Origin of the sequence: Stutzerimonas sp. FeSN7, from assembly GCF_030263795.1 — a bacterium.
Classification (GTDB): Bacteria; Pseudomonadota; Gammaproteobacteria; order Pseudomonadales; family Pseudomonadaceae; genus Stutzerimonas; species Stutzerimonas stutzeri.
In genome coordinates, this window is sequence record NZ_JARPMN010000002.1 from 128,831 (window position 1) to 145,511 (window position 16,681).

General features: G+C 67.3%; 15 protein-coding genes. 9 read left to right on the forward strand and 6 right to left on the reverse strand.

Annotated features, from left to right (window positions below; translation table 11 throughout):
* Positions 1-7: 7 nt before the first annotated feature.
* Positions 8-409, reverse strand: a complete 402-nt coding sequence (locus P5703_RS23450) for an acyl-CoA thioesterase (RefSeq protein WP_003303235.1) — start codon at positions 407-409, stop codon at positions 8-10.
* Positions 410-632: 223 nt separating this feature from the next.
* Here P5703_RS23450 and P5703_RS23455 point away from each other — a divergent pair, with 223 nt between their 5' ends.
* The 5 genes from P5703_RS23455 to phoU all read left to right on the forward strand — a co-directional run bounded on the left by P5703_RS23455 (position 633) and on the right by phoU (position 7,577).
* On the forward strand, positions 633-1,598 hold the full coding sequence (locus P5703_RS23455) for a PstS family phosphate ABC transporter substrate-binding protein (RefSeq protein ID WP_011915030.1): 966 nt from the start codon (positions 633-635) through the stop codon (positions 1,596-1,598).
* Between the two features lie 161 nt (positions 1,599-1,759).
* Positions 1,760-4,036, forward strand: a complete 2,277-nt coding sequence (locus P5703_RS23460; RefSeq protein WP_011915029.1) for an ABC transporter permease subunit — start codon at positions 1,760-1,762, stop codon at positions 4,034-4,036.
* A 27-nt stretch (positions 4,037-4,063) separates the two neighbouring features.
* Positions 4,064-5,734 carry a phosphate ABC transporter permease PstA gene (pstA, locus tag P5703_RS23465; protein ID WP_037004313.1) on the forward strand — a complete coding sequence of 557 codons (1,671 nt, stop codon included), beginning with the start codon at positions 4,064-4,066 and terminating at the stop codon, positions 5,732-5,734.
* A 101-nt stretch (positions 5,735-5,835) separates the two neighbouring features.
* Positions 5,836-6,663, forward strand: coding sequence for a phosphate ABC transporter ATP-binding protein PstB (gene pstB, locus P5703_RS23470; RefSeq protein WP_015275234.1), 828 nt, complete (start codon positions 5,836-5,838; stop codon positions 6,661-6,663).
* A gap of 185 nt (positions 6,664-6,848) precedes the next feature.
* A complete protein-coding gene (gene phoU, locus P5703_RS23475) occupies positions 6,849-7,577 on the forward strand; it encodes a phosphate signaling complex protein PhoU (protein WP_020305617.1) in 729 nt (242 codons plus the stop codon).
* Positions 7,578-7,632: 55 nt separating this feature from the next.
* Here phoU and P5703_RS23480 read toward each other — a convergent pair whose 3' ends face one another.
* Entirely contained in the window at positions 7,633-8,547 is a 915-nt protein-coding gene (locus P5703_RS23480; protein ID WP_020305619.1) for a LysR family transcriptional regulator, read from the reverse strand.
* Positions 8,548-8,635: 88 nt separating this feature from the next.
* On the opposite strand from P5703_RS23480, the gene P5703_RS23485 reads away from it, so the two are divergent.
* Complete coding sequence (locus tag P5703_RS23485) at positions 8,636-9,547, forward strand: DMT family transporter (RefSeq protein WP_014598034.1); 912 nt, start codon at positions 8,636-8,638, stop codon at positions 9,545-9,547.
* Between the two features lie 24 nt (positions 9,548-9,571).
* On the opposite strand, the gene P5703_RS23490 is transcribed toward P5703_RS23485, so the two are convergent.
* The 3 genes from P5703_RS23490 to P5703_RS23500 form a co-directional block, all read right to left on the reverse strand.
* Positions 9,572-10,945 carry a DUF3482 domain-containing protein gene (locus P5703_RS23490; RefSeq protein ID WP_014598033.1) on the reverse strand — a complete coding sequence of 458 codons (1,374 nt, stop codon included), beginning with the start codon at positions 10,943-10,945 and terminating at the stop codon, positions 9,572-9,574.
* Positions 10,938-12,332: a DUF2868 domain-containing protein gene (locus tag P5703_RS23495; protein ID WP_020305623.1), complete on the reverse strand. Its 1,395-nt coding sequence runs from the start codon at positions 12,330-12,332 to the stop codon at positions 10,938-10,940. The genes P5703_RS23490 and P5703_RS23495 overlap by 8 nt, the downstream gene beginning before the upstream one ends.
* A 92-nt stretch (positions 12,333-12,424) precedes the next feature.
* Positions 12,425-13,540 (reverse strand): glycerophosphodiester phosphodiesterase, encoded by a 1,116-nt coding sequence (locus P5703_RS23500; protein WP_020305624.1) that lies wholly within the window; start codon positions 13,538-13,540, stop codon positions 12,425-12,427.
* A gap of 148 nt (positions 13,541-13,688) precedes the next feature.
* Here P5703_RS23500 and P5703_RS23505 point away from each other — a divergent pair, with 148 nt between their 5' ends.
* Together P5703_RS23505 and P5703_RS23510 are read left to right on the forward strand one after the other, a co-directional pair.
* The gene (locus P5703_RS23505; protein ID WP_020305625.1) at positions 13,689-14,204 is read left to right on the forward strand and encodes a dihydrofolate reductase; all 516 of its coding nucleotides are present in this window, start codon (positions 13,689-13,691) and stop codon (positions 14,202-14,204) included.
* An 87-nt stretch (positions 14,205-14,291) separates the two neighbouring features.
* A complete protein-coding gene (locus tag P5703_RS23510; RefSeq protein ID WP_011915019.1) occupies positions 14,292-14,939 on the forward strand; it encodes a YitT family protein in 648 nt (215 codons plus the stop codon).
* On the opposite strand, the gene P5703_RS23515 is transcribed toward P5703_RS23510, so the two are convergent.
* Positions 14,932-15,387, reverse strand: a complete 456-nt coding sequence (locus tag P5703_RS23515; protein WP_125460090.1) for a metallophosphoesterase family protein — start codon at positions 15,385-15,387, stop codon at positions 14,932-14,934. The two genes, P5703_RS23510 and P5703_RS23515, sit on opposite strands and share 8 nt — an antisense overlap.
* Before the next feature lie 97 nt (positions 15,388-15,484).
* On the opposite strand from P5703_RS23515, the gene P5703_RS23520 reads away from it, so the two are divergent.
* On the forward strand, positions 15,485-16,603 hold the full coding sequence (locus P5703_RS23520; RefSeq protein ID WP_125883035.1) for an NAD(P)/FAD-dependent oxidoreductase: 1,119 nt from the start codon (positions 15,485-15,487) through the stop codon (positions 16,601-16,603).
* Positions 16,604-16,681 lie beyond the last annotated feature (78 nt).

The following is a 16,681-nucleotide window of genomic DNA, read 5'->3' on the forward strand; positions in this document are numbered from 1 at the left end:
GCCAACCTCAGCGGCGCGGCGGGACCGAACGGGTGCGGCCGCTGCCGTCGATGGCGACGAAGACGAACACCGCCTCGGTGACCTTGCGCCATTCGCTGGACAGCGGGTCGTCGCTCCAGACTTCCACCAGCATGCGAATCGAGCTGCGCCCGACTTCCAACGTCTGGGTATAGAAGGACAGCTGCGCGCCGACGGCCACCGGCACCATGAAGGCCATGCGATCGATGGACACCGTGGCCACGCGGCCGGCCGCCACGCGGCTGGCCATCGCGGTACCGGCCAGGTCCATCTGCGACACCAGCCAGCCGCCGTAGATATCGCCGAACCCGTTGGTTTCGCGCGGCAATGCGGTGAGCTGCAGGGCCAGGTCGCCCTGGGGAATCGGATCTTCCTGTTCGTATTCTTTCATCGGTCGGACTCGCGGCGCGTTTGTTGTTCTGGCGCGAAATGCCCGCGCTAGCGCGGGCGACGGCGCCGAGTATAGCGGCAGTGCAGACGTACAGCGACCGCGCTGGGTCAATGGGCCGGTTCGTAATCAGATTGTCACACTTGCTTCATAGAGTGTTCACACGGCCTGCAGATACTGGCCCCCGTTCCAACACACTCGAGCACACACCTGCTAGGAGCAAGGTATGAAACTGAATCGTTTGATGGCGGCCCTCACCTTCGTAGCCGCTGGCGTGGGCGCCGCAAGCGCAGTCGCTGCAGTAGACCCGGCACTGCCGAGCTACCAGAAGACCTCTGGCGTTTCCGGCAACCTGTCCAGCGTCGGTTCCGACTCGCTGGCCAACCTGATGACCCTCTGGGCCGAAGAGTTCAAGCGCAGCTACCCGAACGTCAACATTCAGATCCAGGCCGCCGGTTCCTCCACTGCGCCGCCCGCGCTGACCGAAGGCACCGCCAACATGGGCCCGATGAGCCGCCCCATGAAGGACAACGAGATTCAGGCCTTCGAAGAGAAGTACGGCTACAAGCCGACCGCCGTGCCGGTGGCCATCGACGCCCTGGCGGTGTTCGTGCACAAGGACAACCCGATCAAGTCCCTGGACATCGAGCAGGTCGACGCCATCTTCTCCAGCACCCGCCTGTGCGGTGGCGAGAAGGACATCAAGACCTGGGGCGATCTGGGCATGACCGGCGAGTGGGCTGCCAAGCCGATCCAGCTGTTCGGCCGCAACTCGGTATCCGGCACCTACGGCTACTTCAAGGAAGAAGCCCTGTGTAAAGGCGACTTCAAGCCCAACGTCAACGAGCAGCCGGGTTCGGCCTCGGTGGTGCAGTCCATCTCCAGCACCCTGAACGCCATCGGTTACTCGGGCATCGGCTACAAGACCTCCAGCGTGCGCGCCGTACCGCTGTCCAAGGGCGGCGAAGCCTTTGAGGCGAGCGAAGAGAACGCCCTGGCCGGGAAATTCCCGCTGGCTCGCTTCTTCTACGTCTACGTCAACAAGGCGCCGAACAAGCCGCTGAGCCCGATCGACGCCGAGTTCCTCAAGCTGGTGCTTTCCAAGCAGGGCCAGGACGTCGTGGTCAAGGACGGCTACATCCCGCTGCCGAAGAAGGTGGTCGACAAGACCATGCAGGAGCTGGGTCTGTAAGACCCGCGTAACGGCCGGCGCCCGCTGCGCCGGCCTTGCGCAGATGCCCGCCACGCTGAACGCGCTGGCGGGCATCGTCGCGTCACCTGGCTGTAACTTTTCTGTCACACGGCTTTATTAGATTAGGCGCCCCGAAGGGCCGCTCGGCCCAGGAGCCTGGCATGAACGACATGGACAACATGACCGCGAATTACGATGTGCAACGGCTGGACTTCAACACGCCGGCACTGCAGCGCAAGCGGCGCATACGCGCGCTGAAAGACCACCTGGCGCGCTGGTACGTGTCCATCGGCGGCCTGGCCGTGCTGGGCGCTATCACCCTGATCTTCTTCTATCTGGCGCAGGTCGTGCTGCCGATGTTCCAGGGCGCCGAGCTGGAGGCCCGCAAGGCTCAGCAGCCGGCCTGGCTGGCCGATGCCGGCAAGCCGCTGCTGCTGGCCATCGAAGAGCAGAACCAGGTCGCCCTGCGTCTGGGCGAGGACGGCCAGGCGCGTTTCTTCAGCCTGCGCGACGGTGCGCTGCTGACGAGCAAGCCCCTGCCGCTGCCGGAAGGCAGCCGCATCGTCTCGGTGGGCCAGGACACCCCCGGCACCCGCCGAGTGGTGCTCGGTCTGGACAATGGCCAGGCCCTGGTGCTGGAGCACAACTACAAGGTCACCTACCCGAACAACCAGAAGACCATCACCCCCGAGCTCGCCTATCCCTTCGGCGAGGCGCCGCTTGAGCTCGATCCGGAAGGCCGCCCCATCGAGCGTGCCGCTATCAGCCTGAACGGCAAGACCCTGCTGGTCGCCGGCGCCACCGGCAGCGCGCTGCATGCCCAGCGCATCGCCAGCAGCGAGAACCTGCTGACCGGCGAGGTGACCCTCGAGCAGGAGCGCCTGAACCTGCCGCAGCTGGCCGAGCCGATCCGTCAGCTGCTGATCGACCCGCGGCACATGTGGCTTTACGCGATCAGCGGCAAGGCCAGCGCGGATGTCTTCGACCTGCGCCGCAAGCAGCTCAACGGTCGTTACAAGCTGGTCGGCGACGGCAGCGAGATCACCAGCGTCAGCCCGCTGCTGGGCGGCATCTCGCTGATGGTGGGCGACTCCAGGGGCAGCATCGGCCAGTGGTTCATGGTGCGTGCGGCCGATGGCCAGGCCGAACTGAAGAACGTGCGCAACTTCAAGCTGGGCAGCAGCCCGGTCCGCCAGATCCTCCCGGAGGAGCGCCGCAAGGGCTTCCTCGCCCTGGACGACAGCGGCAGTGTCGGCATCTTCCACAGCACCGCACACCGCACGCTGCTCAAGGAGCAGGTCGCCGATGGCGCCGCGCTGGCGGCCATGTCGCCGCGCGCCACACGTCTGCTGCTGGAGTCGGCGCAGGGGCTGCAGCGCTTCGTCATCGACAACCCGCACCCGGAGATTTCCTGGAGCGCGCTGTGGGGCAAGGTCTGGTACGAGAGCTATCCGGAGCCCGATTACGTCTGGCAGTCCACCTCCGCCAACAGCGATTTCGAACCCAAGCTGAGCCTTGCGCCGCTGGCCTTCGGCACGCTCAAGGCAGCCTTCTACGCCATGCTGCTGGCGGCCCCGCTGGCCATCTGCGCGGCGTTCTATACCGCCTACTTCATGGCGCCGTCGCTGCGCCGCAAGGTCAAGCCGGTGATCGAGCTGATGGAGGCGCTGCCGACGGTGATTCTCGGCTTCTTCGCCGGCCTGTTCCTCGCGCCGTTCCTGGAGAACCACCTGCCGGGCATCTTCGCCCTGCTGCTGCTGATGCCGGTGGGCATCCTCTTCGCCGCCTGGACCTGGAGCCGCCTGCCGCAAAGCGTGCGCCTGGCGATCCCGGAAGGCTGGGAAGCGGTGCTGCTGATCCCGGTGATCCTGCTGGTGGGCTTCGGCTCGCTGGAGATCAGCGGGCACCTGGAGAACTGGTTCTTCGGCGGTGACATGCGCCTGTGGCTGTCCAACGACATGGGTATCCCGTTCGACCAGCGCAACGCCCTGGTGATCGGCCTGGCGATGGGTTTCGCGGTGATCCCGACCATCTACTCGATCGCCGAGGACGCGGTGTTCAGCGTGCCGCGCAGCCTCACCCTTGGCTCGCTGGCCCTGGGTGCGACGCCCTGGCAGACGCTGACCCGCGTGGTGCTGCTGACCGCCAGCCCTGGCATCTTCTCGGCGCTGATGATCGGCATGGGCCGCGCGGTGGGCGAGACGATGATCGTGCTGATGGCCACCGGCAACACGCCGATCATGGAAGCCAACATCTTCGAAGGCATGCGCACCCTGGCCGCCAACGTCGCGGTGGAAATGCCCGAATCCGAGGTGGGTGGTACCCATTACCGCGTGCTGTTCCTCGCCGCGCTCGTCCTGCTGATGTTCACCTTCGTGATGAACACCCTGGCCGAGCTGATTCGCCAGCGCCTGCGCGGCAAGTACGCCAGCCTGTAACCCGATTTCGCCAAAAGGTATCGATCCGTGAAAAAGGATTCGTTGAACAGCTGGGTCAAGAGCGGCACGCCCTGGATCTGGATGAACGCCGGCGCGGTGTCCATCGCCGTGATCATGACCCTGGGGCTGCTGGCGATCATCGCCGTGCGCGGTCTGGCGCACTTCTGGCCGGCCGACGTGATCGTCGCCGACTACAGCATGCCCGGCGCGGAAATGCGCGTGCTGGCCGGCGAGGTGGTGCAGGCCGAGGAAGTGCCACGGGCACGCCTGGCTGCCAGCGGGCTGCCGGTGAACGTCGAGGGCGGCGAGTTCATGACCCGCGAGCTGCTCAAGGTCGGTAACCGCGAGGTGTACGGCGCGGACTTCTCCTGGGTGATCGGCGAATGGCTGAGCAACCAGCGCAAGCCGGCCGAGCTGATGGTGCTGGAGCGTCGCGAGTGGGGCAACTTCTATGGCTATCTGCTCAACGTCAAGGAAGCCGGCCAGCTGGTCGCCGAAGGCGATGCCGCCTGGGGCGAGCTGCAGCGTCGGATCGATCGGGTCGACCAGCTGCATGCGCAGATCTCGCGCATCGAGAAGGTGGAGATCGGCCGCATCAACCATGGCCTCGAACGCCTGCGTCTGAAGACCCGCAAGCTGGAGCTGGACGACCGTCTGGATACGGCCGCCCAGGCCGATCTGGACGCCGAGCGCGCCCAGTGGGATGCCGAGTACCGGGTGCTGGAAGACAAGCTGGTGGCGCTGCAGCAGCAGTTCAACCGCGACAGCATCACCGTGCGCACCGCCGACGGCCGCGAGCAGGAGATCACCCTCGGCAAGGTGGTGCGGGCGTTCCAGCCCAATGCCATGTCGACGCCGCAGAAGCTGATGTTCTACTTCGCCAAACTGTGGGAGTTCGTCAGCGACGAGCCGCGTGAGGCGAACACCGAAGGCGGCGTGTTCCCGGCGATCTTCGGCACCGTGCTGATGACCCTGATCATGGCGGTGATCGTCACCCCGTTCGGTGTGATCGCCGCGGTCTACCTGCGCGAATACGCCAAGCAGGGCCTGCTCACCCGGATTATCCGCATCGCGGTGAACAACCTCGCCGGGGTGCCGTCGATCGTCTATGGCGTGTTCGGTCTGGGCTTCTTCGTCTACGTGCTGGGCGGCTCGCTGGATCGGCTGTTCTATCCCGAAGCCGCACCGGCGCCGGTGTTCGGCACGCCGGGCCTGATGTGGGCCTCGCTGACCCTGGCCATCCTTACCCTGCCGGTGGTGATCGTCGCCACCGAGGAAGGCCTGGCGCGCATCCCGCGGATGATCCGTGAAGGCTCTCTGGCTCTCGGCGCGACCAAGTCCGAGACGTTGTGGAAGGTGGTGCTGCCGATGGCCAGCCCGGCGATGATGACCGGTCTGATCCTCGCCGTGGCGCGTGCCGCCGGCGAAGTGGCGCCGCTGATGCTGGTCGGCGTGGTCAAGCTGGCACCGAACCTGCCGCTCAACGGCAACTACCCTTACCTGCATCTGGATCAGAAGATCATGCACCTGGGCTTCCACATCTACGACGTCGGCTTCCAGAGCCCCAACGTCGAAGCGGCGCGGCCGCTGGTCTATGCCACCGCACTGCTGCTGGTACTGGTGATCGCCACGCTCAACTTCAGCGCGATCTACATCCGCAACCACCTGCGCGAGAAGTACAAGGCGCTGGATCACTAATTGAAGCGGCGAGTTCAAGCCAGCGGCCTCGGGAGAACGAGGCGCTGGTCTGGACTTGCAGCCTGTAGCTTGCAGCTGGCAGCTGCGAACGGAGCGAACACATGCAAACCAACACGCATTCCATCGATATCTCGGCCCTCGGTCGTGACAAGCGCAGCCTAAACCTGGCCAAAGAGCCGGTGGCCATCGAAGTGCCGGATCTCAGCCTGTACTACGGCCAGAAGCAGGCGCTGTTCAACGTCAGCATGAACATCCCGCGCCAGCGCGTGACCGCCTTTATCGGCCCGTCCGGCTGTGGCAAGTCGACCCTGCTGCGCTGCTTCAACCGGATGAACGATCTGGTCGACGGCTGCCGCATCGAAGGTGCGATCAACCTCGACGGCACCAACATCTACCGCAAGGGCGAGGACGTGGCCGACCTGCGTCGTCGCGTCGGCATGGTGTTCCAGAAGCCCAACCCGTTCCCCAAGAGCATCTACGAGAACGTGGTCTACGGCCTGCGTATCCAGGGCATCAAGCAAAAGCGCGTGCTCGACGAAACCGTCGAATGGGCGCTCAAGGGCGCGGCGCTGTGGGACGAGGTCAAGGACCGTCTGCACGAGTCGGCGCTCGGCCTCTCCGGTGGTCAGCAGCAGCGCCTGGTGATCGCCCGCACCATCGCCGTGCAGCCGGAAGTGCTGCTGCTCGATGAGCCGAGTTCGGCCCTCGACCCGATCTCCTCGCTGAAGGTCGAAGAGCTGATCTACGAACTGAAGGCCAAGTACACCATCGTCATCGTCACCCACAACATGCAGCAGGCCGCGCGGGTGTCCGACTACACCGCGTTCATGTACATGGGCAAGCTGATCGAGTACGGCGACACCGATACGCTGTTCACCAACCCGGCCAAGAAACAGACCGAAGACTACATCACGGGCCGCTACGGCTAGTCTGGCCATGTCAGAGCGCGCCAGGCGGCGTCGGCGGAACTTGCCGTACAAATCGTACTGTCTGCGTTCCGCCTCCTTGCCTGACACACTCTGCCAAAGCCCAGACGGGCTTGCGTGGGATTCAATCTACCTGGGTGCGCTGCGCACCAGAGCCGCTTAGCGGCAGTCTCCTCGGAGCGAGAACAATGATCAGCAAAGACAGCCACACTCAACACATTTCCCAGCAGTTCAACGCCGAGCTGGAGGAGGTGCGCAGCCACCTGCTGGCCATGGGCGGGCTGGTGGAGAAGCAGGTCAACGATGCGGTCACCGCGCTGATTCAGGCCGATTCGGGCCTCGCCCAGCAGGTGCGCGAGGTGGACGACCAGATCAACCAGATGGAGCGCAACATCGACGAGGAGTGCGTGCGCATTCTCGCCCGCCGTCAACCGGCGGCCTCCGACCTGCGTCTGATCATCAGCATTTCCAAGTCGGTGATCGACCTCGAGCGCATCGGTGACGAGGCGACCAAGATCGCCCGCCGCGCCATCCAGCTGTGCGAGGAAGGCGAGTCGCCCAAGGGTTACGTCGAGGTGCGTCACATCGGCGACCAGGTGCGTCGGATGGTGCAGGAATCGCTGGATGCCTTCGCTCGTTTCGATGCCGAACTGGCGCTGTCGGTGGCGCAGTACGACAAGACCGTCGACCGCGAATACAAGACCGCGCTGCGCGAACTGGTCACCTACATGATGGAAGACCCGCGCTCGATCTCCCGCGTGCTCAGCGTGATCTGGGCGTTGCGCTCGCTGGAGCGCATCGGCGACCACGCGCGCAACATCGCCGAACTGGTGATCTACCTGGTGCGCGGCACTGACGTGCGCCACCTCGGCCTGGCACGCATTGCCGAGGAAGTGGAAGGCACCAAGGAGCGCTGATCGGTGCGCCGGTAGCGGTGCGCGTCCGCTCACTGTCTGCGGGTGCGCGTTGCGCTCAGCTGGCTATCAGCGCCTCGCTCAGATAGTCGATCAGTGCCCGCGTCTTCGGCGGCAGGTGATGATTCTGTCGCCACAGCAGCCAGGCCGCGCCCTGGTAGGAGCCGGTGTAGCGCCACTGCGGCAGCACTTCGCGCAACTGCCCGTCGGCCAGCGCCTGGGCGGCGGTGAAATGCGGCAGGCAGGTGATGCCCAGGCCCGCCAGCGCCACCAGTAGCCGCGCCTCGCTGTGGTTGCTGATGTAGCGGCCACGCACTGTCACCGTTTCCTGTTGCTCGCCGCGGCGCAGGTGCCAGCGATTGTCTCCCGCCGTTTCCCCCAGATACAGGCAGCTGTGGCGCAGCAGGTCCTGCGGATGTTGCGGCTCGCCGTGGCGCTGCAGGTAGTCGGGGCTGGCGCAGAGCAGTTGGCGCACCGTCCCGAGCGGCTTGCCGGCCAGGCCTTCGGGTGGGTTGTCGGTGACCTGCACCAGCAGGTCGAAACCGTCCTCGATCAGGTCCGGGCTCTGGTCGCTGATGCGCAGCTGCACATCGACCTCGGGGTGGCGCTGGAGAAAGGCCGGCATCAACGGCCCGACGACGAACTTGCCATAGGCCTTCGGCACGCTCAGGCGCACCAGCCCGCGCGGGCTGCGCATCAGCCGCTCGCCGATGGCGACGGCAGCATCGGCCGCATCGAGCATGTCCCGGCAATGCTGGTAGAACTCCGCCCCGGCCTCGTTCAGCCGCAGCTGGCGTGTGGTGCGTTCCAGCAGGCGCAGCGCCAGGGCCTGCTCCAGCCGTGCTACCTGGCGGCTCACCGCCGACGGTGTGCTGCCCAGCAGGCGCGCGGCGCCGGAGAAGCTGCCGGCCTCGACCACCCGCACGAACACGGCCATGTAGGGCAGCAGGGCTGCGCTGTCATTCGTTCCCATGCGGAACAGGTCCTGTGCTGTTTCGCTGGATTATCGACTGCCGCGACAGGCCCGACAATCAGCGCCTGATTGGTGCGGGGATTCGAACATGAAAGGCACGTTGAGACAGGGGCTGTGGCTGGCCGATGGCATGCTGCTGACGGTGGCGCTGATCTGGGGCAGCAGCTATGCGGTGGCCAAGCAGGCGCTGCTGTTCTACCCGGTGCTGGGTTTTCTGGCGATCCGCTTCGGCCTGACCTTTGTCCTGCTGCTGCCGCAACTGCGCGGCGCCGGTCGCCGGGCGCTGCGCCCCGGCCTGCCGCTGGGGCTGGTGATGCTGGCGATCTTTCTCTGTGAGACCTGGGGCGTGATGTTGACCAGCGCCAGCAATGCGGCGTTTCTGATCAGCCTGTGCGTGGTGATCACACCGTTCATGGAATGGCTGCTGCTGCGCCAGCGGCCGCACAACACGCTGTTCCTCGCCTGCGCGCTGTCGCTGGCGGGCGTCTGGCTGCTGACCGGCGGGCCGCAGCTGTCGCTCAATCTCGGCGATGCGCTGATGCTGGCCGCCGCGTTGCTGCGCGCGGTGCTGGTCTGCCTGACTCGGCGATTGACGGCCGGCCGGGAAATCCCGGCACTGGCGTTGACTGCGGTGCAGAGTGGAGTCGTTGCGGCGGGCTGCATCCTGCTCGCCGTGTCGCTGCCGGGCGGACTGCCGGCGCTGCCGGTGGAGCCGGGTTTCTGGTTCGGCACGCTGTATCTGGTGCTGTTCGCCACGCTGTTCGCCATGTTTGCGCAGAACCGCGCGCTGGGGCGCAGCAGCGCAACGCGGGTGTCGCTGCTGATGGGCTCCGAACCGCTGTTCGGCGCGATCATCGCAGGTCTCTGGCTGGGTGAGCGGCTGGGGCCGATGGGCTGGGCGGGTGGGTTGCTGATCATGCTGGCAACGCTGTGCACCCTGGGCATCGGCCGCCAGCCGGCGCCGAGCACGGCCGGCGATGGTGCGCCGGCCCGTGCCTAGCGTGCAGGCACGGCGACAGGCTGGTCAGCCCTGGCGCAGTTCAGTCTGCAGCTCGTCCAGCGCCGTCTGGCGCTCGCCGTCCTGCAGGCGGGCGCCGGGGTTGAGCGAGGACCACTCGGGATGCGCGCGACAGCGTTGCAGGGCTTCGGGCAGCTTGCCCTCGCGCCAGCCCTGATCCTGCGGCGTGGCCAGGCGGATCGCCTCGGTGGCGGCGTGCCCCCGAGTTGCAAGCACGGCCAGCAGTTGACGCTGGCGCAGGGCGAGCAGGCGCAGTACGGCGTCGTCGACGCTCAGCTCGCGCTGCCCCTTGAGCTTGCCGAGCAGGCGATTGCCATAGTGCCGCGCGGTCTGCGCGCCGCCGCCGGCAATGGCGCCGAGCAGCGCCGCGGCGCCGAGGGTGATGCCGCCGACCATCAGGTCGACGCCGGCACCGGCCGCGGCACCTGCGGCCATGCCGCCGCCGATCTTCACGCCCAGCTGCTTGAGGGTCTCGGGGTTGAACAGGTCGTCGCCCCAGCGCCCGTCGAGTAGCGGCAGATCACTGGCCGCCGCATCGTCCTGGCGAAAGGCATACAGGCGCAGCAGCGCCTCGACGCAGCGCTGTTCGCGGCGGCGCACGGCATCGTGCAATTCACGAATGGCGCCGCGCTCCAGTTCCGGCTGTGCGGCCACGCTGCGTCGGCAAGCGGCGACATCCACCAGCAGTTCGGCGATCAGTCGCTGGCCGCTGGCCAGACGTGCAGCAGCCTGGGCCTCGTGGTCCTCGATCAGTCGCTGCAGCTTGGGTCGCGCCTGTTCCAGCAGCAGTGCCAGGCTTTCGTACAGCCGGCGCTCACCGTCCACGGGTGGCGCCACGCTGTCGAAGCGCACCAGTGCATGCAGGCCAAGGCGGGCCAGGGCCTGACGCCATTCCTCGTCGCGGTGCCCCGGCTGGGCGACGAAGTTGAGCACCGGCAACAGCGGCTTGCCGCAGCCGGCGAGCACCGCCAGCTCGTCCTTGTACTTGGCCAGCACCGGCTCACGGGCGTCGATCACGTAGAGCCCGGCGTCGCTGGCCAGCAACTGACGCAGCACCTTGGCTTCCTGCTCGAAGCGCTGGCGTGCCTCGCTGCCGTCGAGAAAGCGCGCGGTGCGTGCCGGGCCGTCGAGGCGCTCACCGGGGCGCTCCAGCCGTTCGAGGTAGTCGAGCAGGGCGATGGCATCTTCGAGGCCCGGGGTGTCGTAAAGCTCCAGCAGCGGCTCGCCGTCCACCGACAGCCGCGCACCCTCGACGTGGCGGGTGGTGCTCGGCCGGTGCGAGACCTCACCGAAGCCGATGTCGCGGGTCAGGGTGCGCAGCAGCGAGGTCTTGCCGACATTGGTATGGCCGACCACGGCCAGTTTCAGGGCTTCAGTCATGGCCTGTCTCCAGCCAGCGCAGCGGGGCGCAGCTCGAATGCGCCAGCCCCAGGGTATCCAGCGCCTGGTGCCAGTCTTCCAGGCGCGCGCTGTCCAGGGCCTCGCCCGGTGGTGCCTGCAGCAGCCAGACGCGAGTCGCCGCCGCGCAGCGCGACAGCTCGCCGATCAGCGCCAGGGTGCCGCGGTCGGGTGAGCGTCGCGGATCACAGGCGACGGCCAGGCGTGCCGGCGGAAAGCGGGTGAGTTGATCGAGCAGCCGTCGGCGCCCCTCGCGGTCGTCGAGGATGCCGGCATCGGCGATACCCTTGGACAGAGCCGGCGGCCACGGGCGGCTGCCGTCCAGCTCGATGGCCACCAGCACGGCGCCAGCGCTGCCATCGAGCTGAGCGCCGGCAGTCGGTGCGTGCAGTTGGGCGGGCGCCGCATCACGGATGCCGAGGCGCTCGCTGGGTGGCTGCAGGCGTTCGCGCAGCAGGCGGTAGGCCGGCAGGTTCAGATCGAGGGTCAGCGCAGCCCGCCCACGGCGCCAGCGCCACAGGCAGAGGCTCGCCAGCAGCAGTCGCGGCAGCAGGCCGTAGACCAGCAGCACGCCGACCAGCCAGCCAGCCCAGCGTTGCCGGGCGCCGTCCAGATCGCCGGCGAGTGCGCCACTGGCGCGGATCTGCTCGACATCCGGCACGCTGAAGCCGAGCAGGGCCGGCAGCGCGCCGAAGGCCTGGGTCAGGCCGACGAAGGCGTTCTCGCCGAGGATGGTGGTTTCCCAGACGAAGCCGTAGCGGCGGGTCGCCAGCAGGGCGAGGAGGGTGAGCAGGGCGCTGGCCATCGCCAGCAGCCATAGGGCGTGCACGCCGGTTCCCAGCAACCAGCGGCCGAGTCGGCGCTGATGCAGCACGCTCAGCAGGGCTGGGGCCAGCTGCGCGGCGCGGGCATCACGGGCGAGCTTTTCGCTCAGCCAGAGCCACAGCCGCCCCAGCGCGCCGCTGCTGTCACCGGTCAGCAGCAGGCCGAGCAGCCAGCCGAGCAGGGTCAGCAGGTTCAGCCCGAGCAGGCTGCCCAGCGCCCAGAACACGTTGACCGGTCGCTGCCCGTCGCCGAGCGCGGCGAAGGCCAGCCCGGCACCGGTGAAGAGCGCCAGCAGGATCAGCGCGAGCGCGCCCAGGCGGGCGCCCTGACGCCAGTGCCGAAGCGCCTCGATGAGCCCGTCACGGTGCGCCAGCCAGAGCGCGCGGCGCTCGATCAGCGCCGGCAGATCGCCGCCCTGGGTACGGGCCTGGCGGTTGGCCTCGTCGTCGTCCAGCGGCCCGGCATGCTCTTCGCGCAGGCGCACGGCTTCGGTCAGCCAGATTCGGTCGAGCGGAGTGAGATCGGGAGAGGGGCGGACGGTCACGCGGCTTCTCGCTGGCGGGTCGAGCCCTGAGGATAACCGCTGCCGCGCGGAACGGGGAAACGGGGAGCCGTTGCGGCTCCCCGCTGTGGTCGTCAGTCGGCGTTGCGCAGGCGCACGGCGATATCCGGCTGGTCGATGAACAGGCCATCGATGCCGGCATCGAGGAAGGCGCGGATCTCCGCTTCGCTGTCGCCGCGCTCGTGGCGCTTGTCGCTGCTGCGCAGGTTGGCCGGGAGGAAGGCGTTTTCTGCGCGGAAGGTGTACGGGTGGACCTTGAGCCCGACCGCATGGGCGGCGGCGACGAAGCCGGTCGGCGTGCCCAGATTGCCGTTGCCGTCACGCGGGATGATGTAGCTCTTCTCCGGGCCGACGCCGGCGGCGTAGCGGGAGATGGCCTTGAGCCCGGCGGGGGTGGCCATCTGCGCGTAGGTCAGCTTGGTCCCGCGCACCTGCTGGTCATACGGCTGGCCGGAGCTGAACAGCTGCACCAGGCGCAGCTGGGTCAGGCGGCTGAGGGTCTTGAGGTTGTCCACCTCGAACGACTGGATATACACCGGCGCGTGGCGCCCGACGTAGCCGTTGCGGGTGAGGATGCGCACCAGCGGCTTCTCCATGGCCAGGCCGAGCTGCTGGAAATGCGTCGGATGCTTGGTTTCCGGGTACAGACCGATGCGTCGGCCCTGGCTGAGCTGCAGCGTTTTCACCAGGTCGATGATCTCCTGCAGGGTCGGGATTTCCAGGCTGCCGTCCATGCGGGCATTGCCCGGGCGGATATCCGGGATGCGCTCGATGGCGCGCAGGGTCTTCAGCTCTGCGAGGGTGAAGTCTTCGCTGAACCAGCCGGTGAGGGTGACGCCGTCGACCTGCTGGGTGCGCTTGCGATCGGCAAACTCGGGGCGCTGGGCGACATCGGTGGTCAGGCCCAGCTCGTTGTCGTGGCGGGCGACGATATGGCCGTCACGGGTCATCACCAGGTCCGGCTCGATGTAGTCGGCGCCCTGGAAAACGGCCAGAGCATAGGCGGCCAGGGTGTGCTCCGGTACATAGCCGCTGGCGCCGCGATGGGCGATCACCAGCGGGGTCGGCTCGCCCCGCGCAGCCTGGTGTTTCGCGGCCTGTTCATCCGCCGCAGCGAAGCCGGCGAGCGGTAGCAGCAGGGTGCAGGCGGTGAGCCAGCGGCGAAGGGAAGCGGTGGTCTTGCGGGCCATTTCGGCATCTCCTCGGATTGGATGTCACAGCCTGCGCCACATGCATGACCGGACGTTGACGCTGCGTTGCTCCTTGCGTTGCAAAACGGTTAAGCCGACGAACGGCTGGCGCTGCGGGAATCGGGGCCGCTCTGGTATTCTCGCCGCCATGAATCAGACCCGCCTTCCCCTCGCCATGATCGCCGCCCTCGCGCAGAACCGCGTGATCGGCCTCGACAACCGCATGCCCTGGCATCTGCCCGCCGATCTCAGGCATTTCAAGGCCATGACCCTTGGCAAGCCGATCATCATGGGTCGCAAGACCTGGGACTCGCTCGGCCGCCCGCTGCCGGGGCGGCTCAACCTGGTGGTCAGTCGCCAGGCCGATCTGCAGCTCGACGGCGCGGAAACCTTCACCGATCTGGATGCCGCGCTGGTGCGTGCCGAGCAGTGGGCGCGCGAGCAGGGTGTCGCCGAGCTGATGCTGATCGGCGGTGCGCAGCTATACGCCCAGGCGTTGGGGCAGGCGCAGCGGCTTTACCTGACACGGATCGATGCCGCTCCAGAAGGCGATGCGTTCTTTCCGGCCTTCGACGAAGCCGAGTGGCAGTGCATCGACAGCCAGCCGCACCCGGCCGAGGGCGAGGCGCCTGCGTATCGGTTCGAGACCTGGCAACGGCGCTGATCGGCGCCGTCTTCGCTTGATCGGCGCCAAGTCCTTCCGCCTGGCCAGCTTCTATCCTTCGCAACAACCGTTTTCGAGACCCAGCCGATGCAAACCCGCGAATCCGACGTGCCGCAAGCCGAGCGCGTATCGGCGATCTTCGTTCGTCACCCGCTGTGGGAGGACGCTCTGGCGCTGCTCACCGGCACCGCGCTGGTCGCCCTTGGCATCGCCTTCTACAGCCACGCCGGGCTGCTGACCGGCGGCACCGTTGGGCTGGCCTTTCTGCTCAAATACCTGGCCGGCTGGTCGTTCGGCCCGGTGTTCTTCCTGCTCAACCTGCCGTTCTATGCACTGGCGATCTGGCGCATGGGCTGGAAGTTCACCCTGCGCACCGTCTGCGCAGTAGGGCTGGTCTCGCTGTTCGCCGAGCTGACCCCGCAGTGGGTACGCTTCGCCGAGCTGAACGTGGTTTACGCCGCAGTGTTCGGTGGTTTCGCCATCGGCATCGGCCTGCTGATCCTGTTCCGCCATCGCGCCAGTCTTGGCGGGGTGAACATCCTCGCGTTGTTTCTGCAGGAGCGTTTCGGCCTGCGCGCCGGTACCTTCCAGATGGGCATCGACGCGCTGATCGTCATGGCCGCGGTGTTCGTCGTACCGGTGGACAAGGTCCTGCTGTCGGTGCTCGGCGCCGTGGCGCTGAATCTGGTGCTGGCGATCAATCACCGCGCCGATCGCTACATGGGCGTCAGCTGAGGCTGATCAGCTCCACCTGCGCCTGGCCGTCGTTCAGCTCCAGCAGTGCCAGGCTGATTGGCAGGCTGAAGCGTCGCGGACCGGCGCTGCCCGGGTTCACGTAGAGCACGCCGTCGCGCCGCTCGACCTTCGGTTTGTGCGAGTGGCCGGCGATCACCACGTCGACGCCGGCGGCAAGCGGGTCGATATCCAGCTGCTTGAGGTCGTGCAGCACGTGCAGGGTGAGACCCTCGATGCGCAGGTCGAGGCGTTCGGGCAGCACCTGCGCCCAGTCGGCGGTATCGATATTGCCGCGGATCGCCTCCAGCGGCGCGATGGCGCGCAGCCCGTCGAGCACCTGCGGTTTGCCGATATCGCCGGCGTGAATGATCTGGGCGCAGCCCTGCAGTGCCGCCACTGCCTCGGGGCGGAGCAGGCCGTGGGTGTCGGAGATCAGGCCGATGCGCATGCCGGTGTTCCCTTTAACTGCTTCGTCAGGTCATCCGACCCTTGGCCGACCGCTGTGGTTGCGGCAGGCTTGGGCTGTTCGGGTCGAGGAGTCTGGCATGGATCGGGTGGATTGCGTGGTGGTGGGTGCGGGAGTGGTCGGGCTGGCGGTGGCGCGTGCGCTGGCGCTGGCCGGTCGCGAGGTGCTGATACTGGAAGCCGAGGCTGCCTTTGGCACCGCCACCAGCGCGCGCAACAGCGAAGTCATCCACGCCGGCATCTACTACCCCAAGGGCTCGCTCAAGGGCCGGTTGTGCGTGGCCGGGCGTCGCCAGCTCTACGATTTCTGCAACAGCCACGGCGTGGCCCATCGACGTTGCGGCAAGCTGATCGTCGCCACCGACGAGGCCCAGATCGCTGCGCTGGAACAACTGCGGCGGCACGCGCTGGCCAATGGGGTCGATGACCTGCAGCGTCTGGATGGTCACGAGGTGCTGGCGCTGGAGCCGGAAGTACAGGCGGTGGCAGGGCTGCTTTCGCCAAGCACCGGCATCATCGACAGCCACGCGCTGATGCTGGCACTGCTGGGCGATGCCGAGCGCCACGGCGCGGTGCTGGCACTGAATGCGCCGGTAACGGCGATCACCGTCGGCAGCACGGGCTTGCAGGTCGAGGTGGGCGGCGCCGATCCGTTGCAGCTGCTGGCCCGCACCGTGGTGAATTGCGCCGGGCATGGTGCGCCCATCCTCGCCGCGCACACCGCCGGGTTGGCCCCGGCGGCGCGGCCGCGGCAGTTCTTCGCCAAGGGCAGCTACTTCAGCCTGAGCGGGCGCACGCCGTTTCGCCATCTGGTCTATCCGCTGCCCGAGCCCGGCGGCCTCGGCGTGCACCTGACCCTGGATCTGGCCGGGCAGGCGCGTTTCGGCCCGGACGTGCAGTGGGTGGAGGACCTGAATTACCGCATCGAGCCGGAACGGGCCGAGGGCTTCTACGCCGCGATTCGCCGTTATTGGCCGGCGCTGCCGGACGCTTCGTTGCAACCGGCCTACACCGGCATCCGCCCGAAGATCAGCGGGCCCGGCGAGGCGGCCGCGGACTTTCGCATCGATGGCCCGGCGCAGCACGGCGTCGCCGGGCTGGTGAACCTGTTCGGCATCGAGTCGCCGGGCCTGACTGCCTGTCTGGCGATTGCCGAACACGTCCTTGGGTTGCTCGAGCCCACGGCATTGGCGACCTGATCACGCGCTGTCGCGCTCGCGTTGCGGCCCGTGCGGACGGGCCGCACACTGCAACCCGCCGCGATCGGACGGCGCATC